The sequence below is a fragment of the Inquilinus ginsengisoli genome, from assembly GCF_031453975.1.
GTDB lineage: Bacteria > Pseudomonadota > Alphaproteobacteria > DSM-16000 > Inquilinaceae > Inquilinus > Inquilinus ginsengisoli_A.
On record NZ_JAVDPW010000021.1, the window covers coordinates 25,104 to 51,001 of the forward strand.

A 25,898-nucleotide genomic window follows, 5' to 3' on the forward strand; every position below is an offset into this window, starting at 1 on the left:
GTCCCGCTCAGCCTTTGACGTAGACCCAGGCGTCGCTGCCGGATTTCAGCCGGACCAGGATCCGTTTGTAGTCCGACACCTCATAGGCATCGGCGGCGGCGAGCTCGGTGCCGGTGATGCGGAAGGCCGTCCCGGACACCTCGTCCGCCGGGTCCCCGCTGGGCTCGACGATCGGGTGGAAGCGCTTGCCGCTGGTGCGGATCACCTCGGGATCGGTGATCTCGATCTCGCCCTGCCGCCAGCCCGGCATCGCGTCCGGCGTCCCCGCCAGTCGGCGGCCGAAGGACGTCAGCTGGACGTTCTCCTGCTGCAGCGTGCCGTAGGAGAACAGCAGGATGGTCGCGTCCTCGGTCATGGGTCGTCTCCGCCTGAACCCCGGCCGGCCCCGGCCGTCCGCGTCGCGCCCGGATCATATCCGCGGCGGCGCGAGGCCGGGAGGGGGCGCGGAACGGCTTTGCGTCGCAGGGCGGACGGGCTAGGAAGAGGACCCGTCCTTCTCGCCGCCGAATGCCTCCATGACCGCTTCCCTCGCCCAGGCCCGCCGCATCGTCGTCAAGGTCGGATCCGCCCTGCTGGTTGATCAACGCACGGGACATCTGCGCCGCGCCTGGCTGGATGCGCTGGCCGACGACGTCGCCCGCTGCCGGGCGCGGGGGCAGGAGGTGGTGATCGTCTCCTCCGGCTCGATCGCGGCGGGGCGCGAGCATCTCGGCCTCAAGGGCAGGGCGCTGCGGTTGGAGGAGAAGCAGGCGGCCGCCGCCACCGGCCAGATCCGGCTGGCCCATGCCTATCAGGAGACGCTGGCGCGGCACGACATCACCGTGGCGCAGATCCTGCTGACGCTGCAGGACACCGAGGACCGCCGCCGCCACCTGAACGGCCGGGCGACGATCGAGACGCTGCTGCGCCTCGGCGCGGTGCCGGTGATCAACGAGAACGACACGGTGGCGACGGCGGAGATCCGCTTCGGCGACAACGACCGGCTGGCGGCGCGGGTGTCGCAGATGATCTCGGCCGACACGCTGGTGCTGCTGTCCGACATCGACGGGCTCTACACCGCCGACCCCAAGCGCGACCCGTCGGCCACCCTGATCCCCGAGGTGCGCGAACTGACACCGGAAATCGAGGGCATGGCCGGCGAGGCGCTGCCCGGCTATTCCTCCGGCGGCATGGTGACCAAGCTGGTGGCCGCCCGCATCGCCATGGGCGCCGGCTGCCGCATGGTGATCGCCATGGGCAAGGAGGCGTCGCCGCTCGCCAGGATCGAATCCGGCGCGCCCTGCACCTGGTTCGTGCCGGGGGCGGAGCCGCGCACCGCGCGCAAGCGCTGGATCGCCGGGTCGCTGAAGCCGGTCGGCGCGGTGGTGATCGACGCCGGTGCCGCCAAGGCGCTGGCCGACGGCCGCAGCCTGCTGCCGGCCGGGGTGACCGGGGTCGAGGGCAGCTTCCGCCGCGGCGATGCCATTGCGGTCAAGGACGGCGAAGGCCGGGTGCTGGCGCGCGGCCTCTCGGCCTATGATTCCGACGACGCCAGCCGCATCCGCGGCCACAAGAGCCGCGAGATCGAGACCATCCTCGGCTATCGCGGCCGCGACGAGATGATCCATCGCGACGACCTCGTGCTGGGGTAGGACGCTGATCCCGCGTGACGGGGCAGACAATCGCATTCCCATCGCAAGAAACGGAGCGCATCCGGCGGCGACAACGACCATCTTCCGGTTGCAGACCAGGAGGATCAGATGTCCGATTTCCGCTGCGTCCCGATTCCCGCCGAGGTGGGAGGGCGCTGGAGCCGCACCGGCGTGGACGACAATGGCAACCAGCTGCGCCGGCTTACCGTCGACGGCGCGCCGTGCCGGCATTGCCTGCGCGATGCCGCGGCCGGCGAGGAATCGCTGCTCGGCTCGTACCGGCTGCCGCGGCCGCAGGGCATCTACTGGACCCCGAGCCCGATCTTCGTCCACGCCGAGCCGTGCCGGCCTTTCGAGGCGATCAACGAGGTCGCGCCGATCGTGCGCAACCGGCTGGTGTCGGTGCGCGCCTACGACCGCGACGACCAGTGCATCTACGATCTCGGCCATGTCGCCGACGGCAACGAGATCGACGAGGCGCTGCTGCGTGCGCTCGATGATGCGCGCACCGCATTCGTGAACATCCACACCGCGAAGCCGGGCTGCATGCTCTGCCGGGTGGAGCGCGCCTGAACCCGATCTCAGGCTGAGGGGGCTGCGTCCGGCCGATAGGCCGTCGGCGGCACGCCGATGATCTTGCGGAAGGATTGGCTGAAGGCGCCGACGCTCTCATGGCCCAGGGTCAGGGCGATGTCGGTGACGCTCTGCCCCTCGGCCAGCAGAGCGATGGCGGCGATGACGCGCCGGCGCAGCCGCCATTGCCCGAGCGACAGCCCGGTCTCCTGCCGGAACAGCCGGGTCAGGCTGCGCCGCGACAGCGCGAAGTCTCGGGCCAGGTCGTCCAGGCCGCGCCGCTCGGCCGGGTCCGCCATCAGGGCCGCGACCAGCTTCAGCAGGCGCGGGCTGCGCGGCAGCGGCAGGTCCAGCGCGTCCTGCTCGGTAGTGGCGATCTCGTCCAGCAGCACTGCCAGCAGGTGCTCGGTCCGGTCCACCGGCGCGTCGGCGGCGGCGTCGCCCAGGCGCTCCAGCACCGCCGCCAGTAGGGCGGTGCGGCGCAGCAGGGCCGGCGCCTCGGGCAGGCCGGCGCAGCGTGACGCCGGCAGGTAGGCGCCGAGAGCCCTCAAGCGGCCGTGGCTGACCGCCTCATGCTGCAGGCCGGGCGGGATCCAGGCGACATGCCCGGCGGGCATCGCCCAGGTGCCGCTTGCCGTGGTCAGCAGCAGGGCGCCGGCGGCGACCAGGAACACCTGCGCCCGGTCATGGCCGTGGGCGGGTGTGCGGTGGCCGTCCTCATGCTGCAGCCGCAGCGGGGCGAAGGGCAGGTCACGGTCGGGCATGCGGCCTCCGCTTTGGCCCGATAGGAACGAACGATGGCCCTTCCGCGCCAGCGGGCCAACTGGAATGGTCCTAGCATCCGGCCATCCCCAGCGGAAAGAGAGATCGGATGTCCCTGTTCACCACCCCCTGCGACGGCGCGGAGCTGAAGCGGCGGATCGCCCGGATGCTGCAGGCCGTGTTCGCCGACCCCGACCGGATCCCGGAATTCTTCACCGACGACTACGAGCAGGTGACGGATGGCGAACACAGCGACCGCGCCCGCTTCGACGCCCATGTCCGGCACGTCGCCGGGGCGGTGCGGTCGATCGCGGTCACCGTGCTCGACGCCGTCCGCCAGGGCGACGCCATCGCCGACCGGCATGTGGTCGAGGTCACCCATGCCGACGGCCGGCAGGCGGCGATCGAGGTCTATCTGTTCGGCATCCTGCGCGATGGCCGGCTGGCGCAGGTCAACGAGGTCACCCGGGTGCTGTCCGGCACCGAGGCGCTGCGCGAACTGGCGCGGGCGGTGGGGTGATGTTCTATGCGGGCCCTCTCGCCGTGAATCATGAGCCTGGTTCACGGTGAGGGAGCAAGGCCGGGCGACAGTTCAAACACGCCGCGATGCAACCGCTGCAACAGCGCCTTGCGGTCACGCAATGGCGCGAGTTCTTCCCAGTCGAGCAGACGCCCTATCCGCGTCTCGATCGACTTGCCTGACAGGTGCGTGAATTCGCGTATCAGCAACGAAAGCCGCAGCGTCAGCGATAGCTTGCCGATGATCTTGGCAAGACGATTGTCGCGCTCGGTCAAATTCATCGCTCGACTGACAAGATGAAACAGGCGGCCGTTCTGGCCCGAGAAATGTACGGGAACGACTGCCGCCCTCGCTTCCTGAATAAGACGTGCAGCGAAGATCTTCCACGGCAGGTCCTGGGCCCTGCCGAACACATTCGGTGCGGTGGCGACGCCGCCGGCAGGAAACACAACGATCGTCACGCCCTGCTTCAGAAGGCGCAGCGCTTCATTGCGCATCGCGAGGTTGTTTTTGACAGCCTCTTTGGTTTCTGAAAAATCCACCGAGAGCGAATAGGCTTCTATCTCCGGCACCTTCAACAGGTCGGACGCGAGCATGACGCGGAATGGCCGATCCAATTGTTCGGCCAGCGATAGAATGGCAATCCCATCGCCGATGCCGAACGGATGGTTGGCCAGGATGACCAACGGCCGGTCCGGCAAATCACGTGGCGGCCATTGGTCGGGGGTCCGAACGCTGACATCGATCAGCTCGAGCATGCGGGAAAACACGCGATCGCCGGTCGGCACGATATCTTTGCGCCAATGATCGTAAAGCGCTGCAAACCTGTCACGCCCGGACAGCCCCTCGACCGTCCGAATGAACCAGCGCTGCACCGCGTGTTGGCTTGGATTGGCGTAAGAAAGCTCGGGGAACGGCCGTTGCCGGATCTTCAACTTCATCATGTGGCCGCTCTACACCGGTTCCATGACAGGCGAATGAAGGCAGTGCGCGAACTGGCACGGGCGGTGGGGTGAGGGGCAACGCCGGCATCACGTCCCCTGTCATTGCCGGGCTTGACAGAATGGGAGGGGCCGTGAGAGGCGGGAGCCGACCTACGGTGAGAGATGGTCCCGATACCGTTTCCGCAGCTCGGTCTTCAAGAGCTTGCCGGTGGCGGTGTGGGGCAGTTCGTCGACGAAGATGACGTCGTCGGGCCGCCACCATTTCGCGACCTTGCCGTCGAACCATTCCAGGATCTCGGCCTTGGTCGGGGTGGTGCCCTCGGCCGCGACCGCGACCAGCACCGGGCGCTCGTCCCATTTCGGGTGGCGGGCGCCGATCACCGCGGCCTCGCGCAGCTTGGGGTGGCCGATGGCGATGTTCTCCAGGGCGATCGAGCTGATCCATTCGCCGCCCGACTTGATCACGTCCTTGGCCCGGTCGACGATCTCGACATAGCCGCTCTCGTCCATGGTGGCGACGTCGCCGGTGCGGAACCAGCCGTCGGCGGTGAAGGCGGGGTCGTCGTCATGGCCGAAATAGGCGGCGGCCACCCAGGGGCCGCGCACCAGGATCTCGCCGAAGGCGACGCCGTCCATCGCCACCTCGCGCCCCTCGGCGTCGACGATGCGCAGCTGCACCCCGGCGACCGGGCGGCCCTGCTTGCGCTTCAGCCTCAGCCGGTCGGCCGCGCTCCAGCCGGCCTGTTCGCGCTTCGGCGTGTTGTAGAGGCCGATCGGGCTGGTCTCGGTCATGCCCCAGGCATGGTCGACGCAGGCGCCGTAGTCGCGCTCCAGCGTCTCGATGATCGGCAGCGGGCAGGCCGACCCGCCGATCAGCAGGCGCGGCGGCTTGGCGAAGCGGCTGCCGGTCTCGCGCAGGTGGTTGAGCAGGCCGAGCCAGATGGTGGGCACCCCGGCCGACAGGGTCACCCCGGTCTCCTCCATCAGCCGGAACAGCGAGGCGCCGTCCAGCCGCGGTCCCGGCAGCACCAGCGACGCCCCGGCCAGCAGCGCCACGAAGGGGATGCCCCAGGCGTTGACATGGAACATCGGCACGACCGGCATGACGGTGTCGACCGAGCGCAGCCCGAAGGAGTCCGGCTGGTTCGCGCCATAGGCGTGCAGCACGCAGGAGCGGTGGGAGTACAGCACGCCCTTGGGGTCGCCGGTGGTGCCGGAGGAGTAGCAGAGGAAGGCGGCGGTGTTCTCCTCGAATTCCGGCCAGTCGAAGGTCTCGGCATGGCCGGCGATCAGCGCCTCGTAGTCCAGCACCTCGAAGCGGGCGGCAAGGGTGGCGGGCACCGTCTCGGCCGGCGGCTCCAGCAGCACCAGGGTCTTCAGGGCCGCCGGCACCCGGTCGCCGATCGCGCACAGGATGGGCAGGAACATCGGGTCGAGGAACAGGTGGGTATCGCCGGCATCGTTCAGGATGAAGGCGATCTGGTCCGGGAACAGCCGCGGGTTGACGGTGTGGCAGACCGCGCCGATGCCGGCGACGCCGTAATAGAGCTCGAGATGGCGGTGGTCGTTCCAGGCCAAAGTGGCCAGGCGCTCGCCCCGGGCGATGCCGCGCGCCGCCAGGGCATGGGCCAGCCGGGCGGTGCGGGCGGCGAGTTCGGGGTAGGCCAAGGCGGCGGTGCTACCGTCGCGGCGCTGGGTGGTGATCCGCGCCGCGCGGTGGAACCGCTCGGCGTAGCGGAGCAGGTGGGTGACCAGCAGGGGGCCTTGCTGCATCCGGCCGAGCATCCGATCCTCCCTCGTCGTGGCGGGTCGCGCCGCCTTCGGCAGAGGATAGGGGGAAACTCCGGTCGGCCCCAACCGGGAAACGCCGTCACCGCGGCGGCGTGAGGGGTCCTCAGGCCGGTGCGAGCAGGTACTCCCGGTCGACGGAGGAGGCGTGCACCCGGGGGTCGTAGCCGTAGATGTGCAGCGAGATCGCGACCCTGTCGCTGTCGTTGACCATCTGATGGATGTTCGGGTGCGTCGTCGCCAGGCTCGCGATGTCGCCCGGCTGGTGCATGGCTTCCCAGGTCTTTGCCACCCGGATCCCGTCGAAGGCCCGGAAGCGGATCTCGGTCAGGTTGCCGCTGATCAGGCCGAAGGCGCAGGCGCAATGGTGGTCGTGGATCGCGGTCCGGGCGCCCCTGTCCCATACCATGGCCCACACGCTGGTCCCGGCATCGCTCCACAGCAGGTTGCGGGCGTAGGTGCCGGGTTGGCGCTCCAGGTCGAGATCGCAGATCAGCCCGGGATGCGCCGTGAAATGCTCCAGCATCGCCTGCGGTGATCCGCCGAAGTCCGGCAGGGTCTTCAGCCTCGGGCCGCTCCGCTGGGCGGTGGACTGGAAAGCTTCTGCGACAGCTGTGTGGTTCATGGTCCGGCCTGCCTCTCGACGCATGAGAACAGCGTAGGCCCGGCCGGTGGGAATCAGGTTGCGTTGTCGCCGGACGTCGACGCGTCGATGGCAAGCGGCTTTCGATTTTTGCCGGTTTGGTAGAATGTATTTCTATGTTTGACTTCTTGGGTGGTCTTTCCTACTCAGGATGGAGGTCGTTGCCGTCGCACAAAGGAGTTCATGCCGTGACCGCGCCGACGCCGCTCAAGCTCGACGAGATCGACCTCAGGATCCTGAAGGCGCTGCAGACCGATGCGACGATCGCGCTGGCCGACCTCGCGGTGAAGGCCGGCATCTCGGCCACGCCGTGCTGGCGCCGCGTGCAGAAGCTGGAACAGGCGGGCATCGTCCGCAGGCGCGTGGCGCTGCTCGACAAGGCGGCCCTCAATGTCGGCGTGACGGTGTTCATCGCCGTGCGGACGAGCCAGCACACGGTCGAATGGCTGGATCGCTTCAGCAGTGCCGTGCGCGACCTTCCGGAGATCGTCGACGTCTATCGCATGAGCGGCGAGATCGACTACCTGCTCAAGGCCTATGTCGCCGACATCGCCAGCTATGATGCGCTCTATCGAAAGATCATCGCGCGCATCGAGCTGGCGGATGTCACCTCCATGTTCGCCATGGAGGAGATCAAGTCGACGACGGAGATTCCGCTGACCTTCGTCAGCCCTTGACCGCCGTCATCCGCACAAAAACAAGCCGCGGGGGACCGCGGCTTGGTTAAGGTCGTTAGGAAGCGGAAGGGTGCAGAAGGTACTGCACGACCAACTATAGCATGAATTCAGCAAGAGTGGAGCGTTTTTATAAAGGATCGGCGCGAGACGATTGATCGATAAAGACAATTTGCCATACAATTCGCTTGTTGCGAGTGATCAATACTATAGGGGTCAAAGTTAATCTGAATTATTTAGGTCGGTTCTATATCAGTCTGATTCGGAACGGTTTTTAGAGGACTCTTTGGGCATGGGGAGGGTCAGCATCGTCCGGGTGCCGCCGTCGCGGGCGACCGCCAGCGTGCCGTCCAGCCGGCGGGCCATGGCCTCGACCAGGGTCATGCCCAGGCCGCGCCGCGTCACCTCGTCGGCGCGGCCGTCATCGACCACGGTCAGGACCAGCTGATCGGCCTCGGCGCGATGCAGCGACACCGCGATCCGGCCGCCCTGGCCGTCGTGGAAGCCGTGCTTCAGGCTGTTGGTCACCAGCTCGTTGACGATCAGGCCGAGATGGATGGCGCTGTCCAGCGGGATCGGCAGGGGCGGCGCCTCGACCGCCAGCGCCACCGGTCCGGTGGTGGCGGCGAAAGCCCCCTGCAGATGGGCGCACAGCTCATGGACATAGCCACCGGCATCGATATGCGACAGGTCCTGGGACCGGTAGAGCTTCTGGTGCACCAGGCTGAGCGACTGGATGCGGTTGCCGACCACCGCCAGCTCTTCGCGCACTGCCGGGTCCGAGGCGCGGGAGGTCTGCAGGTTCAGCAGGCTGGCGATGATCTGGAGGTTGTTGTTGACGCGGTGATGCACCTCGCGCATCAGCACGTCCTTCTCCTCCAGGCTGGCGCGCAGCGCCCGCTCGACCTCGCGCAGCTGGGCGTTGGCGGCGATCAGCTGCTCCTCGCGCTGGCGCAGCTCGGTCAGGCTGGCGATCTGCTCGATGGTCTGCCGGTGGACCTCCTCGAACGGGTCGACGCCGGTCTCGTCGGCCAGCGCCGCCATGGTCCGGTGCGCCAGCGCCGCCGGGTCCTGGCCGGTCGCGGCCTGCGCCAGCTCCTTGCGCATCACCAGCCGGACCACGCCGCGGGCGTGGCGCAGTTCGACCCAGTCCATCAGGGCGCGGACCGGCGTGGTGTCGAGGCGCGAACGCTGCAGCGGGCTGCCCTGTGGGCCCAGGGTGCGGCGTGGCGCGGCCAGCACGATCTCCAGCGCCGCCGGTGGGCCGCCCAGGATCAGCAGCGACAGGTTGGCCTGGCCGAAGCGGGCCAGGAAGCTGCGGGTCATGGCCGAGGCCGCGGCGACGATCCGCACCCGGTCGCGCCCGTCGAAGCCCAGTTCGGTGGCCACCAGCCGGACGCGCTGCCGGGCGGTGATGACGTCGCGCTCCTCGCGGGTGTCGATGGCGGTGATCAGGGCGCTGGTCATGCGGCCCGGCCCCATGTCTGATCCGCTGGCATGACACTCCCCCCGCCGATGATCGCGAAGCAGGGACGGCCCGGATCACGCCGATCCAGGGCCGGAGATGGGGCGATCACCGTCGGGGAGGAAACAGGCAAAACCCTGAAATGATCCATCCGGCGGGACCCCGGCCGGCGCATGGCCGCGGTCACGCCGCTGGCAGCGGGGGGTGCATGGCCAGCGCCTGGCCGATCACCGAGACCAGGGCATCGGGCTTGAACGGCTTGGTGACCACGAAGGTCGGCTCCAGCCGCTCGCCGGTCAGCAGCCGCTCGGGGAAGCCGGTGACGAACACGACGGGCACCGAGATGGCGCGCAGGATGTCCTGCACCGCGGCGATGCCGCTGTCGCCGCCCTTGAGCTGGATATCGGCCAGGACGATGTGGGGCGCCGTCCGTTGCGACAGCGCCAGCGCCTCGGCATGGTCCGCCGCGGTGCCGCAGACGGTGTGGCCCATCTCCTCGACGATGCGGGCGATGTCCATGGCGATCAGCGGCTCGTCCTCGATGATCAGGATGCGGGCCGGGTGCTGGCGCTGCATCTCCTTCCGGGCGGCGTCGAGCTGGTCGCGGACCTCGACCTCGGGCAGGTGCAGGATGTAGCCAACATCGGCAAAGGAGAAGCCTTCGAGCGAGACCAGCAGCAGCACCTGGCGCTGCACCGCCGACAGATGCGACAGCCGCGCCTCGACCGGGATCAGCCCTTCCAGCGCCGGGACGCCGTCGCCGCCGGTGGCGTCGAGCAGGGTGCAGACGTCATGGAACACGGCGAACAGCTGGGCCCGCAGGTCGCCGTCCGGCGACACCCGCTCGGGATCGGCCAGGATCGCCTCCAGGAACACCCGCATATACTGGTCGCCGCGCTCCTGCGACCCGACCAGGGCCCGGGCGTAGCGCCTGAGGTAGGGCAGATGCTTCAGGATTTCCTTGGAAGTGCCGGTCATCGCGTCCACCTTGCCGAATTCGTATATGCTGGCCCGTCGGCTGCTATGCTTAGCGGCCGGAGACCGGGATCGCAATCCGTTCCCGCGCCGCAGGGCTGCGCCGCGCGGCGGGGTGCGGCCGCACTGGAACTTCCATCCCGGTCGCGGATTGGTAATGTAGCGCGGCACTATCGGCCGGGGCAAAGCGGGATCGAGTTCGGATGGACCGAAGGCGAGGCGATCGAATGCGGAAGCGCGAGGCAGGGGCACCCCGTCCGGCCGAGCCGGGCCGGGTGGCGCCGGATCGCCTGAAGAAGCCGCCGCAATTCGACAACTGGCTCTCGCAGCAGCTGAAATCCCTGTACGATCCGGTGCTGGACGAACCTTTGCCGGACGACTTGCTCGAAATGTTGGAGCAAGGTGCGAAGAAGCCAAAGCCCGAGGAGGACAAGGATCGTTGAGAGAAAGAGGCGAGATGGCCATGGGCAGGCCGGATTTCTGCCGTATTCGGTGCCGAAATTCCTGACCGCCATCAAGATGAATCCTGCGTGGGCGGTGGTGCCGTCGGCGACAACGAGGAGGGCAATGTGCAATTCGACTTTCACGCCGAGCTGACTGGGGCGATACCGCATCTGCGGGCCTTCGCCCGATCGCTCAGCGGTGATGCGGATCGCGCCGATGATCTCGTCCAGGACGCGATCCTTCGCGCCCTGCGGGCGGAATCCCAGTTCACACCGGGCACCAACTTCCGGGCCTGGATCTTCACCATCCTGCGCAACCAGTACGTCAACCAGCTGCGGCGCCGGAAATTCGTCGCGGAACCCAAGGACGGGGTCGACCTCGACCTGCTGTGGGTGCCGCCGTCGCAGGACGCCAAGCTGGAGTTCCAGGACTTCCGCCGGGCGCTGATGCTGCTGACCCCCGACCAGCGCGAGATCCTGCTGATGGTCGGCGCCAGCGGCTTCAGCTACGAGGAGGCGGCCGAGATCTGCGGCTGTGCCGTCGGCACGGTCAAGAGCCGCCTATCGCGGGCCCGCCGCGAGCTGTCGAGGCTGCTCAACTCGGGGCGAGAGTTGGCGAGACGAAGCGAATTCACCGGCGAGCGGCGCGGACGCGGAACCGCCGCAGCGCCGGCGAAAGTGATGCGCCGTCGTCTCGCCGGACCATCCGCGCCACGGCAGGCCGCGTAGCAGCCGCCGGACAGACTCTACGTCGAGGACAGCGGGCGGCCTTTCGGGCCGCCCGCTGTCGTTTCGGCTGCCGATTATTCTCCGGCCTCGCGCCGGGCCGCCAGCTCGCTGGCGATCGGGCTGGTCGCCGGCCGGTTGACGAAGGGCTCGCGTTCCTCGGCCGGGCGGGCGGGCCGCCGGGTCATGCGCCAGGCGGTGAAGATCGCGGTGACCGTGGCGATCGCGGCGCCGTACAGGAACAGACCGTCCGGCCCGATCGATCCCATGACGGCGGAGGCGATCAGCGGCCCCATGCAGGCGCCGACGCCCCAGCACAGCAGCAGGCTGCTCGACAGGGCCACGGCGGTGCCGCGCGGGGCGAAGTCGTTGGCATGGGCGACGCAGATGCCGTAGGTCGAAATCGAGGCCGCGCCCCACAGGCCGAACAGCACCGCCAGCAGCCAGTCCGATTCGGGCCGCAGCAGGCCCAGCGTCAGCGACACCAGGATGGTGACGACGCTGGACGCCAGCATGACCTGGCGCCGGTCGATGCGGTCGGAAAGGCGGCCCAGCGGCCATTGCGCCAAGAGGTTGCCGACCTGGGCCATCGCCGGGATGGCGCCGGCCAGGCCGACGCTCAGCCCGGTCTGCAGCCCCCAGATCGGGCCGATCGAGGCCACGGCGCTATTGATCAGCCCGCTGGAGACGCAGCCGATCACCGCGGCCGGGGCGATGCGGTACAACTGGCGCAGCGGCAGGGTGCGGATGGCGGCGATCGACGGGGTGGTGGCGCGGTTCATCGCCACGGGGATCAGCGACATCGAATAGAAGGCCGATGCGATCATGAACAGCCCCAGCACCACCGGCCCGCCGGTGAACAGCAGCACGAACTGGCCGCCGACCAGCGCCACCTTCTGGACGATGGTGTAGACCGAGAACACCCGGCCGCGATGGGCGTTCGGCGTCATCTCGTTCAGCCAGCTCTCGGCCACGGTGAACAGCCCGGCGGAGCAGAAGCCGGTGATCAGCCGCAGCGCCATCCACAGGGCCGGGTCGGGCGCGATGGTGAAGCTCAGCGCCGTCACCGAGGTGGCGGCGGCATAGGCGGCGAAGGCCCGGATGTGGCCGACCGCGCCGATGATCCGGGTCGACAGCACGCAGCCGAGCAGGAAGCTGAGCGAATGTGCCGTGGCCACCGCGCTGAAGGCCTGGATCGAATAGCCTGCCTCGGTCAGCGCGATCGGCAGCACGGTGACGAGGATGCCGTTGGCGACCTGGAGGACGGAGATGCCGAGGATGATGGCGGCGACGGGCAGGTAGAGGGCGAGCATGATCCTGGCGTCTCGAGGCGGTCCTTGCAGGCAAGCCCGGCGCGGCCGGCCCTGTCAAACGGCATGATCGAAGGGCCGCCCCGTTTTGTCGGTCATGACCCGATCGGGGAGGTTCCGGCCGGGCCGGCATCGGGATAGGGTGTCCGGGCACAACCGTGAGAAGGGGCATGCGGGGGGCGGCTGCAACCGGGCTTGGGCCGTGGAAGCTGCAGGTCGTGGTGGCGGCGGTTTTCGCCGTCATCGTCCTGGCGATCTCCGGCGGCCTGATCTGGTACAACCATAGCGAGGTGACGACGCTGGTCCGCGCCGATGCCGATGCCCGCTTCGACCGGATCGTCGCGCGGGTGCGGGACGAGTTCCGCAACGGGCTGCACCTCGCCGATGTGGTGCTGGACACGGCGACGCTGACGATCGAGACCGACGTCCCGGAGGATCATCTGGGCGCGGTGATGCGCGGCACGCTGCGCGATCTGCAGGAGGTGCTGCCGGCCGCCGCATCCTTCTTCGTCGCCTGGGACGATGGCCGTTTCTTCCTGGTGCAGTCGCTGGCGACGGCGAATCTGCCGGAGGTCAAGGGCACGACGGTGCCCGGCGCGGCCTATGCGCTGGAATTCGTCGAGCCCATCCCGGATGGCGCGATCGCGCATTGGATGGTGACCAACGCCCAGGGGCGCCCGCTCGGCCCGCCGCAGGTGATGGCCACCAGCTTCGATCCCCGCACGAGGCCGTGGTACGCGCAGGCGACGGCGGCGGCCGGACCGGTCGTCACCCCGCCCTACCGCTTCGCCAACATGGACCAGGTCGGCGTCAGCCTGGCGCGGAAGTCTCAACTGGCGGAAGGCGTCGTCTTCGGGATCGACATCGGTCTCGCGGTGCTCGATCGCACCCTCTCCGACCTGCGCCGCGAGCATGAGCTCGAACTGGTGGTGTTCGACCGGTCCGGGGCGCTGATCGCGCATCCCGACGGCGTTCGCTACCGCACTGCGTTCCGGGAGGCTCGGGCGGAGCAACTGCCGCTCCTGAGCGAGTTGGGGTCGCCGATCCTGGCGGAGATGTACCGCAGCTTCCAGGCCATCGGCACCGGCCGGAACTTCACCGGTGTGCTCGGTGACCGGACCTATCTCGAGCGCTTCGAGCCGATGGGATCGAGCATGCCCGACGTCGTGCTGGGAATCTCCTATCCCTACGACCTGGTGGTCGGGCCGGCCGATCGCATCCGGTGGACGTCGCTGCTGATCGGTGTCGCCGCCACGTTGATGGCGCTCGGCATCGTCCTGGTCGCGGCACGGGCCCTGGCGCGGCCGCTGCGCCGGGTGACGGTGGAACTCGGCCAGATCATGCGCTTCGATTTCCGCCAACCGGGTGTTGCCGTGTCGCGGATCGAGGAGATCCGATCGCTGGCATCCGCCATCGGCGTGCTGGAGATGACCCTGCGCACCTTTGCGGCCTATGTTCCCGGCCAGGTCGTGCGCAGCATCATCGCCCAAAAGCTGGCGCCCACCCTGGGCGGCCGGCGGCAGCCGGTGACGGTGCTGTTCTCCGACATCGCCGGCTTCACCTCCCTGGCCGAAGGGCTGTCGCCGGAGGAGCTGATGGCCCGGACCTCGCGCTACTTCACCGCGCTGGGGGCGGAGCTGATCGCCACCGGCGCGACCATCGACAAATACATCGGCGACAGCGTCATGGCCTTCTGGAACGCGCCGGAGGCACAGCCGGACCATATCCGCCGGGCCTGCTTCGGCGCCTTGAACGCGGCGGCGCGGATCGACCGGCTGAATGCCGAGTTCGAGGCCGAGGGCCGCACGATGATGCTGACCCGCTTCGGCCTTCACACCGGCGAGGTGGTGGTTGGCAATGTCGGGTCGATCGACCGCATGAACTACACCGCGCTTGGCCACACGGTGAACGTGGCGGCGCGTTTGGAGGCGCTGAACAAGATCCATGGCACCACCATCCTGGTCAGCGAGGCGGTGCGTCAGGGGGCGGGCGAAGGGTTCGAGTTCCGCTTCGTCGGCAACGAGATCCCGCGTGGTGCCCGCGAGCCGGTGCCGATCTACGCCCTGGTCGGGCTGGCCGGCGAGGCGCCGCTCGCGACCTTGGCTCAGGGCTGCGGCCCGACATAGCGGGCGCGGGGGCGGATCAGGCGCGCCGCGGCGTACTGCTCCATGACATGCGCCATCCAGCCGGTGCTGCGGCCCAGGGCGAAGATCGCCAACGGCGCCTCCGGCGGCAGTCCGGTCAGCCGCGCCGCCAGCACCAGGGCGAAGTCCAGCGCCGGCCGGTCGCCGGTCAGGTCGGCGACGGTGTCGACCAGGGTGCGGGCGACCGCCAGCTCCGGCGCGTCCGGCAGCGTCGCGACGATGCGGTCCAGCAGGTGCTGCCCGCGCGGGTCGCCATCGGGATACAGGGTGTGGCCGAAGCCGGGCAGGTCCTCGCCGCGCTGCAGCCGCTCCACCACCATGCGGCGGGCGTCGGCGGCGGCCAGCACCGCCTCCAGGAAGGCGCCGGTGCGCGCGCTCATCCCGCCATGCAGCGGGCCGTTCAGCACCGCGAGGCCGGCGGCGATCGCGGCATGCGGCGAGGCACCGGTCGAGGCGGCGATGCGGGCGGCGAAGGTCGACGCGGTCAGTTCGTGGTCGGCGCACAGCACCAGGGCGCGGCGCACCAGGTCGGCGGCCTGCGGCGCGCCCCAGGCCGCGGCCAAGGCTTCGTGGGTCGGGGTGGCGGCGGCCGGCCGGCGAAGCATCGCAGCGGTCAGCCAGCGCAGCACCCGCATGCCGGTGCGCTGCAGCCCGGCGGCGGAGCGGGCGAGGGCGCGGTCGTCCTCGACCCCCAGCGCCGGCAGCACCGCCATTGCCCGCTCCAGCGGCGGCAGGGCCGGGCCCGCCGCGGCGATCGCGGCCGCGACCGGAGGCAGCGGCGGCACCGGACCGGCGAAGGGGTCGTCGGCGGCGACGCCCCACAGCAGGCCGGCCACGCTCTCCAGCGTCGCGCTTTCGGCCAGCCGCACCGCGTCGCGGCCGCGATAGTACAGGCGCCCGCCGGCCACCAGGGTGATCGCCGATTCCAGCACCGGCTGGCCCCAATAGAGCGGCGGCGGCGCGGTCTCGGGCTCCGATTTCCGGGCCAGGCGGCGGATGTCGGCGGCGGCGTAGCGGCGCGACCGCCGGCCAGGCTCGGCGATCGACCGGATCATGCCGCGGCTGACATAGGCATAGAGGGTCGCCAGGCTGACCCCCAGCTCCGCCGCCGCCTCGCTCGCCGACAGGGTCGGTTCCTGGATCATCCCAATATATTGATCGTATCTATCAAGATTGACAACCTATGCCTCCCGTCCGACCTCTTGCTGCATCTGCGAAGAGGAGAGCGAGAGATGACCACAGGACTGGACGGAATCGTCGCCGCCGAGACGGTGATGAGCCTGGTCGACGGGCAGCGCGGCGTGCTGGTGATCCGCGGCATGGCGGTGGAGGAGGCGGCGCGGCGGCTCGATTTCGAGGGCCTGCTGGCGCTGCTGTGGGACGGCTTCGCCGACACCGCCGACCTCAAGCCCCGCCTCGGCGCCGCCCGCGCCGCCGCCTTCCGCCATACGCCGCGGCTGCTGCCGGCCGCCGCCGGGCTGCCGCCGGTCGACGGGCTGAGGGCGATGATCGCCGGCCTCGCCGATGACGCCGACGGTAGTCCGATCGGCTTGGTCGCGGCGATGCCGGTGTTCCTGGCGGCGCTGGTGCGGCAGGCCAAGGGCAAGCACCCGGTGGCGCCCGATCCGAGGGCCGGCCATGCCGCCGACCTGCTGCGCATGCTGGCGGACAAGCCGGCCGACCCCGCTTCGGTGCGAGCGCTCGACGCCTATCTCGTCACCGTGGCCGATCACGGCCTCAACGCCTCGACCTTCGCCGCCCGCGTCGTCGCCTCGACCCTGGCCGGCACCGTGGCCTCGGTCACCGCGGCGCTGTGCGCGCTGAAGGGACCGCTGCATGGCGGCGCGCCGGGACCGGTGCTCGACATGCTCGACGCCATCGGCACCGCCCAGGCCGCGCCCGGCTGGATCGAGGCGGAGCTGGCGGCCGGCCGCCGGCTGATGGGCTTCGGCCACCGCATCTACCGCACCCGCGACCCGCGCGCCGACGTGCTGAAGGCGGTCGTCGCCGGCCTGTCCAGCCCGCGCATCGCCCTGGCCGAGGCGGTGGAGAAGGCGGCCCTGGCGGCGCTGCACCAGCACAAGCCGGACCGGCCGCTCGACATCAATGTCGAGTTCTACACCGCGCTGCTGCTCGACGCGGTCGGCCTCGACCGGTCGCTGTTCACCCCGGCCTTCGCCGTCGGCCGCGTCGCCGGCTGGACCGCGCATATCCTGGAGCAGGAGCAGACCGGCCGGCTGCTGCGGCCGGACAGCCGCTATGTCGGCCCCGGGGCCAGCCTGGCGGCCTGAGGCCGAGGCCACCCCCGGTGCGAACCGCGTCTATAGAAAGGCGAAGTCGTTGGCCTGCAGCGAGGCCCGGTCGACCCCCAGCAGGATGATCTTGTCCTGGGCGTCGACCGTGATCACCGTCCCGTCCGCGCCGTAGTCGGCGGCATGAGCCATGACCTCGGCGAAGCTGGCGAAGACGGCGCGGTCGAACAGGATCACATCGCCGGCCGCGCCGTTGAAATCCTGCACCACGTCGCGCCCGAAGCCAGGCTGGAACACCAGGGTGTCCGCGCCGTCGCCACCGGTGATCCGGTCATCCCCGGCACCGCCGAAGATGCGGTCCTCGCCGGTGCCCCCGGCGATGACGTCGGCACCGTCGCCGCCGACCAGCCGGTCGTCGCCGCCCAGCCCGCCGAGCCGGTCGTCCCCGGCCCCGCCGCGCAGGGCGTTGGCCGCGGCGTCGCCCTCGAGCCGGTCGGCGAAGGCGCTGCCCAGCAGATTCTCGATGCCGGCATAGCTGTCTCCCGCCGCGTCGCCGGTGTTGCCGGCGGGCCGGTCGAGGCTGGCCTGGACCCCGGCGAGGCCGGTGGCGTAGCTTGCCGCGTCGATGCCATCGCCGCCATTCAGGCTGTCCGCCCCGGCGCCGCCGTCGAGCAGGTCGTCGCCGGTGCCACCGGCCAGGCTGTCGCTGCCGAGGCCGCCCGAAAGGTAGTCCCTGCCGGCACCGCCGTCGGCGATGTCGCCGGCCGCGCCCAGCAGCAGGACGTCCGGCCCGCCGGTGCCGGAATGGGTCGGGGCGCCGTTCTCCTGGAGGTAGACGTCGGAGCCGTCGTTGGTGTCGCCGGGCGCCAGCGCGTCGTCGGTGGCGATGACGGTGACACTGCCGTCGTCCGTGGTGTCGGTGGCCAGCGCCCCGCTGACGGAATGCTGCCCGGTGCTGCTGTCGTCGACCACCAGCTGGCCGTTCACGACATGCACGTGATAGCGCGGGCCGTCATATTCGGGGCCGGCCGACCCGAGATGGACACGGGTGGCGGCATCGAGGTCGCGCAGATACCAGCCGTCGCCCGTCCCGTCGGTGCTGTCCTGCCGGTAGACAACATATTTCGCATCGTCGGTGAGCGTGACGTCGAAGGCATCCTGCAGCACGGTCCGGTCGCCGGCTTCGGTCCGATAGAGAACGACGGGATGAAAATAATACCCCTCTGCGCCGAAATACTGTTCGGCGAACCAGGCCGCCGCGCCGTTCGCCAGCATGACCGGGCCGCCGTCGAACTCATAGGCGTCGCCATGGCTGCTGCCGGCGCTGACGGTGGTGCCGTCGGCCAGGTTCTTCAGCGTGATGCCGTCGGCGCTGTAGATGCCGTTGTAGGCATCGGCCCAGACCACCCATTGGCCGTCGCCGGAAATCAGCGGGCCTTCCCTGGAGATGGCCGGGTCCGCCGGATCGCCGGAGACGCGGTCGTAGGACTCGTCCGCGCCGACCACGAGGTTCAGGGTGGTGCGGTCGTCCGGCACGCCCGGCCCGCCGGCGCGCAGCACGATGGTGCCGGCCTCGGGCCCGGCATAGGCGTGCGACAGGTGGATCGAATTGCTGCCCGGCGCCACCTGATAGAGCTGCAGCGGGGAGCCGTCGCCCCAGTTGACCGCGAGCCGTGTGGCGCCGTTCAGGGCGACGTCGAGGCCCAGGACCTGGCCGTCGGTCGGGTCGGGCGAATAGGCGACATTGGTGATGAGCGGCATCTGAACCCTCCGAGATCAAGGATCGGTGGTTCGCGTCATGGCAGACAGGGCAGCCTCCGAAGCTTCTGTTTTCGGAAGGCTACCAGATCGATGCCGGACTCTGTGCCTTGAGTTGGAGGTTTCGTCCGGAATTGAAGGTTTAGAATCTCGGATCATGAAGGCGTGTCGGGAAAGTCGAAGGCTGACTTCCGGCGAAACCTGGATTGGCTCGATCCCGCTTCCTCATCCGCGTGGTCCTCAGCCCGCGCCGGCCCGGCCGTCCGCCCGCTGCGCCAGGCCGATCAGCAGGGCCTGATCCTGCCCGGCCTCCTCGATCGTGTTGCGCGGTGCGGCGCCGGTGGCGATCGCCGCCCAGAAGCCCTCGAGTTCGCGCACGAAGGCCTCCTCGAAATTCGGCCGGATCGTGGTGGTCTCCAGCCCGCCGGCGGCGCCGCGGCGGACGGTCAGCCGGGTCGGGTGATGGTTGAGGTAGGGGGCGGGGAACACCAGCTCGACGATCTCGTCGTCGAAATGCAGGGCGATGCGCTCGGTGTAGTCGGGCACGCCCGGCACCTCGACATGGGTCATGGTCCACAGCGCCTGGCCGTCGCGCAGCCGCACCGCCGCCTGGCCGCCGGCGCCGCCGGCGAAGACCGTCGCGGCCAGCACCGGCCCGGTCGGCAGGTCCATCGCCGCCAGCAGGCCGTGCACCGCGTTGACGTCGTGCACCAGGGCCGAGCAATAGGCCGAGGTGAAGCCGCGGAACACCGTTTCCGACGGCACGAAGCCCAGCGCGGCCTCGACCTGGGCGCGGCGCCGGCGGTCGGTCTCGGCGCGCAGCTCGGCCGGCAGGTCGCTGGCCGCGACCAGCCGGTGGTGGCCGACGAAGGGGCCGGCGTCGGGGTCGTGCACCTCGACCGAGAGGTAGCGCAGCCGCGCGCCGCGGCCGGCGACCAGGTCCAGCGCCGCCTGGTAGCTGGGGTCGAACCGCTTCATGTAGCCGACCTGCAGCACCCGTCCGGTGCGCCGCCGGATCGCCGCCAGCGCCTCGATCTCGGCCAGGCCGTAGCACAGCGGCTTCTCGCACAGCACATGCAGCCCGGCCTTCATCGCCGCGCCGGCCAGCTCGGCATGCCAGGGGTCGGGGGTGGCGATCACCAGCGCGTCGAGGCCGAGGCCGAGCAGGTCCGCCGCCTCCGGCACCGCGGCGATGCCGAAGCGGTCGGCGAGTGCCGCGCGCACCATCGGCGACGGGTCGCTGACCGCCTTCAGCTCGAACCGGTGGCCGAGCGCCAGCAGGTTCGGGATGTGCTCGACCTGCGCGATCAGGCCGCCGCCGGCGACGCCGACCTTGAGACGATCCGTCATCGCGCCTCCGTCGCCTTGCGGCGCACATAGTTGTTGAACAGCACCGCGAGCAGGACCATCAGGCCGAGGAAGACCATGAACCAGTCGCTGTCGATGCCGGTGTAGAAGATGCCCATCTCGACGGTGCCGAACACCAGCGCCCCGAACATCGCGCCGATCGCCGAGCCGTAGCCGCCGGTGAGGAGGTTGCCGCCGATCACCGCGGCGATCACCGCCTCGAACTCCTTCTGGGTGCCGCGCAGCGTGTCGGCCGAGCCGGATTCCAGCACCTGGATGGTGGCAAACAGGGTGGCGGCGCAGGCGGTGCCGATGAACAGCAGGATCTTCACCCGCGCCACCGGCACGCCCATGCTGCGGGCGGCCTGGAGGTCGCCGCCGACCGCGAAGATCCAGTTGCCGAAGCGGGTGCGGGCCAGGATCCAGGTGGCCGCCGCGGTCAGCACCACCCACCACAGGATCGACATCGGCAGGCCCTGCACGATCGGCAGCCCGTCCGCCCGCAACGGGATGGCGCCCATCTGGCCCAGCCAGCGGAACAGCCCGGTGGCGAACTTGCCGCCGAACAGCCACACCATCTCGGTCTCGGTGGTGCCCTTGGTGATGTAGGGGATCTGGGTGCGCCCGGTGATGGTGCGGGTGACCGCCAGCGACAGGCCGCGCAGCACGAAGTACCCGGCCAGGGTGACGATGAAGGACGGCAGGCCGGTGCGCATCACCAACAGGCCGTTGGCCGCCCCGACCAGGATGGCGAAGCCGAAGGCGACGGCGATCGACAGCGACATCGGCAGGCCGAACTGCACGGTGCAAAGGCCGATGACGATGCCGGCGAAGCCGATCATCGACCCCAGTGACAGGTCGAACTCGCCGCCGATCATCAACAGCGCCACCGCCGTGGCCAGGATGCCGAGCTGGGCCGACACCTGCAGGAAGTTGGTGATGCCCAGCACGCTGAACAGGCCGCTGTCGCCGGCGGTCAGGCCGAACACCAGGAACACGAAGATGGTGGCGCTCAGCGCCCCCAGCTCCGGCCGCCGCAGGGCGCGGGCGACGGCGCGGGCCAGGCGGCGGTCGCGGGGCTGGGCTCGGGGTGGTGAGACGGTGCTGTCCATGCGGCGGCCCTTCGTCAGCGGATGCCCTGGTCGGCCAGTGTCTTGACCGCCCCGGCCTCGGCCTTGGTGACGAAGGACGGGCCGGTGCGGATCGGCGCCTGCGGCAGGGTGCCGTACATCGCCTTGCCGGCCAGCAGCACCACCGGCAGATAGCCCATCAGGTATTGCTGGTTGTCGATGCCGAACATCATCTTGTCCTGCAGCAGCGCGTCCAGCACCTCGGGCGAGATGTCGAAGGTGCCCAGCCGGATCCGCCCGGCATAGCCGCGCTCGTCGAACATGGTCAGGATCGGGCCGGCCAGGGTGGTGCCCAGCAGCATCATGCCGTCGGTGCCGGGATGAGCGGTCAGGTAGCCCTCGACCCGCCTTGTGGCGTCGGTCGGGTCCAGCGTCACCGCCACCACCGCCGACTTGCCGCCGGTCTTGGCCAGCCCGTCGGCCAAGCCCTGGCAGCGCTGGTCCTGGCTGACATTGCCGACCTCGTGGTTGACGCAGACCGCATCCTTGACCCCGGCCGACCCCATCAGCGTCCCGGCCTTGACCCCGTTGTCGTATTCCGAGCCGCCGCCGACGAACAGGTCGAGCTTCCAGGGCTGGACCTGGTCCTCGCCGGTGTCGATGACGATGACCGGGATGCCAGAGGCCTTGGCCGCCTCGATCGGGCCCTCCAGCGCCGTGGCGTCGGGGATCGAGACCACCAGCCCATCGGGATGGGAGGCTGTCGCCGCCTCGATCATCTGGCCCATCTTGACCACGTCGAAGGTGGCCGGGGCCTGGTAGTCGACCGTGACCTTCAGCGCGGCCGCCGCGGCCGTCATGCCGTTCTTGACCACGCTCCAATAGTTGTCGTTGGCCTGGCCGTGGGTGACGAAGACGATGCGGACCTGGTCCGGCGTCTTGATCTGCGCCGCGGCGGGGCCGGTCGTGGCCAGCAGCGCGCCGAGCGACATCGCCGCGGCGGCAGATAGGGTGGCGGCGGTGAAGAGGCGACGCAGCCCGGTTTTCGGCTTCTCGATCATGACGGTCTCCCTCTCTGTCTGGTTGCTGTTCTTGTTGGTGTTGCCCGACGGTCAGCCGGGGGGTGTCGTCTCCTGAAAATCGCGCAGGCAGCCGCGCCGGACCGGCAGGCCGTCGATCCAGGGCGCGCTCTCGGCCGCGCGCAGCACCTCGTACTCCTCGATCCGGATATGGGCGGACAGCGGCTCGATCGCCTCGATCTCGCCCGGCGCATTGGCGTGCAGCGCCAGGTAGGTGAGGCCGGGACCGATGGCGCCGAACAGGGCGCGATAGCGCCCCGCCGCCGGCCGGTCGGCCTGCCACGGTGTCTCCAGCACCCGGTCGGCCAGTTGCCCGCCCGTTGCCTCGATCGTAGCCGCGTGCTCGTCATAGAGGGCTGCCGGCAGCGCGCCGAGATTGTGCACCGGGCCGTAGCTGCCGATCCGGCGCGGGAACAGCACCGGCACCCCGTATTCGGCGCCGAGCCTGATATAGATGCCGACGAATTCCGGTGCCAGCACCGCGCCCTGATGGGCATCGAAGTGGCACGGCGCCAGCCCGGCGCCGAGGAAGGCCTCGATCTGGGCCCGCAGTTCCGCCTCCACCGCCTCGGGCGCGGCCAGGCGGCGGACGTCGAGCGGGCTGCGGTGCAGGTAGCCGTCGCTGTCGACCAGGCCTGAGGCGCGGCCCGGCGCGGTCAGCGGCCGCCAGCGGTAATGCGCCTTCTCCGCGGTGATGGTCAGGTGCACGCCGAGCCGCAGCGACGGGTCGCGGGCACCGGCCTCGGTGATCTCCGGGAACCACGGGCAGGGCACCATCACCGAGCCGGAATCGCAGCGGCCGCGGCGGGCGAGGTCGAGATAGGCGGTGTTGGCGCCGTGGCACATCCCGACATCGTCGATGTTGATCACCACCATCGGCCGGTCGTCCGGCGCCGCAACTGTGGCGGTGGAGGAGGCGGGACCAGCCGTCCTCACGGCTCGACCGTCATTCCGGCGGCGACCGCGGCGGCGCGCAGGTTGTCGTGGCCCATGCGGGCATAGGTGGCGGGATGGGCCTTGGCCGGGTCCTGCTCGGCCTCGACCACCAGCCAGCCGGCATAGCCGTGCTCGGCCAGCCGCCGCAGCAGGCGGGGGAAGGGGAGGACGCCGTCGCCGGGCACGGTGAAGATGCCGTCCAGCACCGCGCCCATGAAACTCATGTCGGTGGCGCGGGCCTGGGCCAGGATGCCGGGGCGGACATCCTTGCAGTGGACATGCACCACCCGGCCGATGTGGCGGGCCAGCAGCGCCTCGGGGTCGCCGCCGGAGAAGGCGCAGTGGCCGGTGTCGTAGAGCAGGCCGACCGCGGCGCCGCTGTGCTGCATCAGGGCGCCGATCTCGGCATCGCTTTCGACGATGGTGCCCATGTGGTGGTGGAACGCCATGCCGACGCCGAACTCGGCCATGCGCTCGGCCAGAAGGGTGATCTTGGCGCCGTAGGCCGGCCAGTCCTCCGCCGCCAGGACCGGCCGCTGCGAGATCGGCTGGAAGATGCCGTCATGCCGGCCGCGCGAGGTGTCGGCGTAGACCACGCGGCTGGCGCCCAGGTCGCGCAGCAAGGTCAGGTGCGGCAGGATGGCGTCGAACTCGGCCTCGACCTCGCGCTCCAGGATGCGGCCGTCATACCAGCCCGACACCAGTTCCAGCCCGTAGCCACCGAGCACGGCGGCCAGGGCGGCGCTGTCGCGCGGGAACTTGCCGCCCAGCTCGGTGCCGCGGAACCCGGCGGCGCGGGTCTCCAGCAGGCAGATCTCGAGCGGCGTGTCGCCGCCCAGGGCCGGCACGTCGTCGTTGGTCCAGGTGATAGGGTTGATGCCGATCTTGACGCTCATGGCAGGGGCGGCTCCGGCTGTGCGTCCGCCATCTTCCCGAAGATCTGTCCTCATCACGAGAGCCAGTTCGGCAGCATTTGCAGGTGCCAGTTTGGGTATATCCGCGCCGACCGCTCCGCGGCCTCCGGGCGGGCTGCAAAGTGTCGAGCCACAGAATTGATTGTTATTCCGGAATGAAAGAAAATTACCATATTCCTGTAACAATATAACAATTGGCGAAAATACGAGAAAAAGTGATTTTAAATGCATCTCAATACGATTGTATGCTAGCCTCCGAACGATTGGCAGAGTGACGCCAGTTTCCAATTTCCACGGAGACCATTTCATGACCAATTTCGTCGGCACGGCTGGCAATGACAGCCTGCCCAACCCTCAGCTGCTCGGTGCGTTGCTGGGCCTCGGCAACGACACGTTCCAGGGCCTCGCCGGCGACGACCTCCTAGTCGGCTACCTCGGCGATGACGTCATCAACGGCGGGTCCGGCGCCGACGTCATGCTCGGCGGCATCCTGACCATCAACCTCGGTATCGGCACGTTCCTCCTGGGCGGCGTCGACACGGCGACCTATGCCGGCTCGACTGCCGGCGTGACGGTTGATCTGGGGACCGTCCAGGACAACGTGTCTATCAGCATCGCGGGCATCACCATCAACTTGAACGGGGTTTCCGTTGGCGTCGGCGGCGACGCCCAGGGCGACCAGCTTGCCGGCATCACCAACCTCACCGGCTCGGATTTCGGCGACCGCCTCTACGGCAACGCCTCGGACAACACGATCCTCGGCGGCGACGGCAACGACACCCTGCGCGGCGGCGCCGGCGCCGACCATCTCGACGGCGGCACGGGCGTGGACATCGCCAACTACCAGGGCTCCGCCGCGGCGGTGACCGTCGATCTGCTCAATCACACAGCCTCCGGCGGTGATGCCCAGGGCGACGTCCTGACCAACATCGGGAACCTCTACGGGTCCAGCAACGCCGATCATCTGAGCGGTGACGACAACCGCAACATCATCGGTGGCGAGAACGGCAACGATGTCCTGGTCGGGAATGGCGGCGACGACGCCATGAACGGCGAAAACGGCGCCGACAGCCTCGATGGCGGCACCGGCAACGACCGGCTGGTCGGCGGTCAGGGCACCGACACCATCCATGGTGGCACGGGCAATGATTCGATCGATGGCGGCAGCGAGAACGATGTCATCTTCGGCGATGCCGGCATCGACACGATCTTCGGCGGCACCGGCGACGATCAGCTCAATGGCGGCGACGACAACGACGCCCTGATCGGGTCCGTCGGGGCCGACGCGCTGAACGGCGGCGCCGGCGTCGACGTGGCCCATTACGGCAACTCGTCGGCCGCGGTGACGGTGAATCTCGCCACCGGCCTCGGTTCGGGCGGCGACGCCCAGGGCGACACCCTGACCGGCATCGAGACCGTGGTCGGGTCGACCCATGACGACGTGCTGACCGGCGACGACAACGCCAACCAGCTGGCCAGCGGGGCCGGCGCCGACATCCTGACCGGCGGCGCTGGGGGCGATCTGCTGCGGGGCGGCACCGGCAACGACACCTTCGTCTACCTCTCGGTCAGCGACAGCACGGTGGCTGCGGCCGGCAAGGACTCGATCGGCGACTTCACGACCGGCGACCATATCGACCTGTCGGCGATCGACGCGGACGGCAACAGCGGCAACGGCAACTCCGCCTTCCACTTCAGCAGCGCGCCCGGCGGCTTCTCCGGCCAGCCCGGGGAGATCAAGGTGGTGGATATCAACGGTGTCCAGCTGGTGGGCGTCGACGTCAATGGCGACAAGTTCATCGACTTCGCCATCAACGTCTATGCCGACCACGCGCTGACGGCGGCGGACTTCGTGCTCTAACCGATATCGGCCCGGACGCCGCGTCGGCGTCCGGGCTAATTTCTCCAACACCTCCCGCTGGCCGGCCACGGTTCAATGGCTGG

24 protein-coding genes are annotated in these 25,898 nt (G+C 69.5%); 9 read left to right on the forward strand and 15 right to left on the reverse strand.

The window, feature by feature from the left end:
• Nucleotides 1–7 precede the first annotated feature (7 nt).
• Nucleotides 8–355: a gamma-glutamylcyclotransferase family protein gene (locus E9232_RS35205; RefSeq protein ID WP_309802115.1), complete on the reverse strand. Its 348-nt coding sequence runs from the start codon at nt 353–355 to the stop codon at nt 8–10.
• A 160-nt stretch (nt 356–515) separates the two neighbouring features.
• On the opposite strand from E9232_RS35205, the gene proB reads away from it, so the two are divergent.
• Together proB and E9232_RS35215 are read left to right on the forward strand one after the other, a co-directional pair.
• A complete protein-coding gene (gene proB / locus E9232_RS35210; protein WP_309802117.1) occupies nt 516–1,631 on the forward strand; it encodes a glutamate 5-kinase in 1,116 nt (371 codons plus the stop codon).
• Between the two features lie 108 nt (nt 1,632–1,739).
• A complete protein-coding gene (locus tag E9232_RS35215) occupies nt 1,740–2,204 on the forward strand; it encodes a DUF1203 domain-containing protein (protein ID WP_309802119.1) in 465 nt (154 codons plus the stop codon).
• A gap of 8 nt (nt 2,205–2,212) precedes the next feature.
• Here E9232_RS35215 and E9232_RS35220 read toward each other — a convergent pair whose 3' ends face one another.
• Nucleotides 2,213–2,968, reverse strand: coding sequence for a helix-turn-helix transcriptional regulator (locus E9232_RS35220; protein ID WP_309802120.1), 756 nt, complete (start codon nt 2,966–2,968; stop codon nt 2,213–2,215).
• Nucleotides 2,969–3,075: 107 nt separating this feature from the next.
• Here E9232_RS35220 and E9232_RS35225 point away from each other — a divergent pair, with 107 nt between their 5' ends.
• Nucleotides 3,076–3,486 (forward strand): nuclear transport factor 2 family protein, encoded by a 411-nt coding sequence (locus E9232_RS35225; protein WP_309802123.1) that lies wholly within the window; start codon nt 3,076–3,078, stop codon nt 3,484–3,486.
• Between the two features lie 41 nt (nt 3,487–3,527).
• On the opposite strand, the gene E9232_RS35230 is transcribed toward E9232_RS35225, so the two are convergent.
• From E9232_RS35230 to E9232_RS35240, 3 genes are all read right to left on the reverse strand, one after another.
• Nucleotides 3,528–4,430, reverse strand: a complete 903-nt coding sequence (locus tag E9232_RS35230; RefSeq protein WP_309802125.1) for a 1-acyl-sn-glycerol-3-phosphate acyltransferase — start codon at nt 4,428–4,430, stop codon at nt 3,528–3,530.
• Nucleotides 4,431–4,580: 150 nt separating this feature from the next.
• Nucleotides 4,581–6,203, reverse strand: a complete 1,623-nt coding sequence (locus tag E9232_RS35235) for a long-chain fatty acid--CoA ligase (RefSeq protein WP_309802126.1) — start codon at nt 6,201–6,203, stop codon at nt 4,581–4,583.
• A gap of 121 nt (nt 6,204–6,324) precedes the next feature.
• The gene (locus E9232_RS35240; protein WP_309802128.1) at nt 6,325–6,843 is read right to left on the reverse strand and encodes a cysteine dioxygenase; all 519 of its coding nucleotides are present in this window, start codon (nt 6,841–6,843) and stop codon (nt 6,325–6,327) included.
• 206 nt (nt 6,844–7,049) lie between these two features.
• Here E9232_RS35240 and E9232_RS35245 point away from each other — a divergent pair, with 206 nt between their 5' ends.
• The gene (locus E9232_RS35245) at nt 7,050–7,538 is read left to right on the forward strand and encodes an Lrp/AsnC family transcriptional regulator (RefSeq protein WP_309802129.1); all 489 of its coding nucleotides are present in this window, start codon (nt 7,050–7,052) and stop codon (nt 7,536–7,538) included.
• A gap of 249 nt (nt 7,539–7,787) precedes the next feature.
• Here the strand turns inward: E9232_RS35245 and E9232_RS35250 are convergent, their stop codons facing one another.
• Nucleotides 7,788–9,002, reverse strand: a complete 1,215-nt coding sequence (locus E9232_RS35250; protein WP_309802131.1) for a sensor histidine kinase — start codon at nt 9,000–9,002, stop codon at nt 7,788–7,790.
• 181 nt (nt 9,003–9,183) lie between these two features.
• Nucleotides 9,184–9,978, reverse strand: a complete 795-nt coding sequence (locus E9232_RS35255; protein WP_309802132.1) for a response regulator — start codon at nt 9,976–9,978, stop codon at nt 9,184–9,186.
• A gap of 224 nt (nt 9,979–10,202) precedes the next feature.
• Between E9232_RS35255 and E9232_RS35260 the strand changes: the two genes are divergently transcribed.
• Both E9232_RS35260 and E9232_RS35265 read left to right on the forward strand, forming a co-directional pair.
• Nucleotides 10,203–10,418, forward strand: coding sequence for a NepR family anti-sigma factor (locus E9232_RS35260; protein ID WP_309802133.1), 216 nt, complete (start codon nt 10,203–10,205; stop codon nt 10,416–10,418).
• Nucleotides 10,419–10,544: 126 nt separating this feature from the next.
• Nucleotides 10,545–11,147 carry a sigma-70 family RNA polymerase sigma factor gene (locus E9232_RS35265; RefSeq protein ID WP_309802135.1) on the forward strand — a complete coding sequence of 201 codons (603 nt, stop codon included), beginning with the start codon at nt 10,545–10,547 and terminating at the stop codon, nt 11,145–11,147.
• Between the two features lie 74 nt (nt 11,148–11,221).
• On the opposite strand, the gene E9232_RS35270 is transcribed toward E9232_RS35265, so the two are convergent.
• Nucleotides 11,222–12,457: an MFS transporter gene (locus E9232_RS35270; protein ID WP_309802138.1), complete on the reverse strand. Its 1,236-nt coding sequence runs from the start codon at nt 12,455–12,457 to the stop codon at nt 11,222–11,224.
• Nucleotides 12,458–12,624: 167 nt separating this feature from the next.
• On the opposite strand from E9232_RS35270, the gene E9232_RS35275 reads away from it, so the two are divergent.
• Nucleotides 12,625–14,580 carry an adenylate/guanylate cyclase domain-containing protein gene (locus tag E9232_RS35275; RefSeq protein ID WP_309802139.1) on the forward strand — a complete coding sequence of 652 codons (1,956 nt, stop codon included), beginning with the start codon at nt 12,625–12,627 and terminating at the stop codon, nt 14,578–14,580.
• Here E9232_RS35275 and E9232_RS35280 read toward each other — a convergent pair.
• Entirely contained in the window at nt 14,559–15,743 is a 1,185-nt protein-coding gene (locus tag E9232_RS35280; protein WP_309802140.1) for a citrate/2-methylcitrate synthase, read from the reverse strand. The two genes, E9232_RS35275 and E9232_RS35280, sit on opposite strands and share 22 nt — an antisense overlap.
• A gap of 87 nt (nt 15,744–15,830) precedes the next feature.
• Here E9232_RS35280 and E9232_RS35285 point away from each other — a divergent pair, with 87 nt between their 5' ends.
• Nucleotides 15,831–16,889: a citrate synthase/methylcitrate synthase gene (locus E9232_RS35285; RefSeq protein WP_309802141.1), complete on the forward strand. Its 1,059-nt coding sequence runs from the start codon at nt 15,831–15,833 to the stop codon at nt 16,887–16,889.
• Between the two features lie 30 nt (nt 16,890–16,919).
• Here E9232_RS35285 and E9232_RS35290 read toward each other — a convergent pair whose 3' ends face one another.
• The 6 genes from E9232_RS35290 to iolE form a co-directional block, all read right to left on the reverse strand.
• A complete protein-coding gene (locus tag E9232_RS35290) occupies nt 16,920–18,611 on the reverse strand; it encodes a calcium-binding protein (RefSeq protein WP_309802142.1) in 1,692 nt (563 codons plus the stop codon).
• Nucleotides 18,612–18,848: 237 nt separating this feature from the next.
• Nucleotides 18,849–19,958, reverse strand: a complete 1,110-nt coding sequence (locus tag E9232_RS35295) for a Gfo/Idh/MocA family protein (RefSeq protein ID WP_309802144.1) — start codon at nt 19,956–19,958, stop codon at nt 18,849–18,851.
• Nucleotides 19,955–21,067 carry an ABC transporter permease gene (locus tag E9232_RS35300; protein ID WP_309802145.1) on the reverse strand — a complete coding sequence of 371 codons (1,113 nt, stop codon included), beginning with the start codon at nt 21,065–21,067 and terminating at the stop codon, nt 19,955–19,957. Before E9232_RS35300 ends, E9232_RS35295 begins: the two co-directional genes overlap by 4 nt.
• Nucleotides 21,068–21,081: 14 nt before the next feature.
• Nucleotides 21,082–22,086, reverse strand: a complete 1,005-nt coding sequence (locus E9232_RS35305) for a rhizopine catabolism ABC transporter substrate-binding protein (protein ID WP_309802146.1) — start codon at nt 22,084–22,086, stop codon at nt 21,082–21,084.
• 51 nt (nt 22,087–22,137) lie between these two features.
• On the reverse strand, nt 22,138–23,040 hold the full coding sequence (locus E9232_RS35310) for a ChbG/HpnK family deacetylase (RefSeq protein WP_309802147.1): 903 nt from the start codon (nt 23,038–23,040) through the stop codon (nt 22,138–22,140).
• Nucleotides 23,037–23,936, reverse strand: a complete 900-nt coding sequence (gene iolE / locus E9232_RS35315) for a myo-inosose-2 dehydratase (RefSeq protein WP_309802150.1) — start codon at nt 23,934–23,936, stop codon at nt 23,037–23,039. The genes E9232_RS35310 and iolE overlap by 4 nt, the downstream gene beginning before the upstream one ends.
• A 325-nt stretch (nt 23,937–24,261) precedes the next feature.
• Between iolE and E9232_RS35320 the strand changes: the two genes are divergently transcribed.
• On the forward strand, nt 24,262–25,815 hold the full coding sequence (locus tag E9232_RS35320) for a calcium-binding protein (RefSeq protein WP_309802152.1): 1,554 nt from the start codon (nt 24,262–24,264) through the stop codon (nt 25,813–25,815).
• The last annotated feature ends 83 nt before the right edge of the window (nt 25,816–25,898 follow it).